This is a genomic window from Pseudomonas sp. BP11-1-1 (assembly GCF_052112105.1).
In the GTDB taxonomy this organism is placed as follows: domain Bacteria; phylum Pseudomonadota; class Gammaproteobacteria; order Pseudomonadales; family Pseudomonadaceae; genus Aquipseudomonas; species Aquipseudomonas alvandae.
Genome location: NZ_JAUTYU010000047.1, coordinates 1 through 600, shown reverse-complemented (window position 1 = coordinate 600; position 600 = coordinate 1). Strand labels below are relative to the sequence as shown.

The following is a 600-nucleotide window of genomic DNA, read 5'->3' as shown; positions in this document are numbered from 1 at the left end:
CGGCGATGCCGACCTTGAGCGCGTAGAACAGGATGCTGAAGACCACGAACAGGAACAACACCGTCAGCGTTGCGTTGGTGTAGGCGTTGAACACCACGTGCTGCATCTGCTCGATGCTCTTGGCCGGGGCCAGGATCTGGCCGGCGGCCAGGGCATCGTTGTATTTGCGCGCCAGGGCCAGGAAGCCGATCGCCGGGTTGGCGTCGAACAGCTTGATCAGGCCCGCGGTGGTGGTGCAGATCAGCAGCCAGCTCGCCGGCAGCAGCGTGACCCAGACGTAGCGCTGGCGCTTCATCTTGATCAGCACCACGGTGGCGAGCATCAGCGCGATACCGGCCAGCATCTGGTTGGAGATACCGAACAGCGGCCACAAGGTGTTGATGCCGCCCAGCGGGTCGATCACGCCCTGGTACAGCAAGTAGCCCCACAGCGCGACGCAGCCGGCGGTGGCGATCAGGTTGGCGGTCCAGGACTCGGTGCGCTTGAGCGAAGGCACGAACGAGCCGAGCAGGTCCTGGAGCATGAAGCGCCCGGCACGGGTGCCGGCGTCCACCGCGGTGAGGATGAACAGCGCTTCGAACAGGATCGCGAAGTGGTACC

The 600-nt window shown here is 64.8% G+C and carries 1 protein-coding gene; it reads right to left on the bottom strand.

Features of this window, described 5'->3' with window-relative positions; all coding sequences use genetic code 11:
- A partial coding sequence (locus Q7C33_RS28920; protein WP_407684597.1) for a carbon starvation CstA family protein occupies window positions 1-600 on the bottom strand: 600 nt, incomplete at both ends.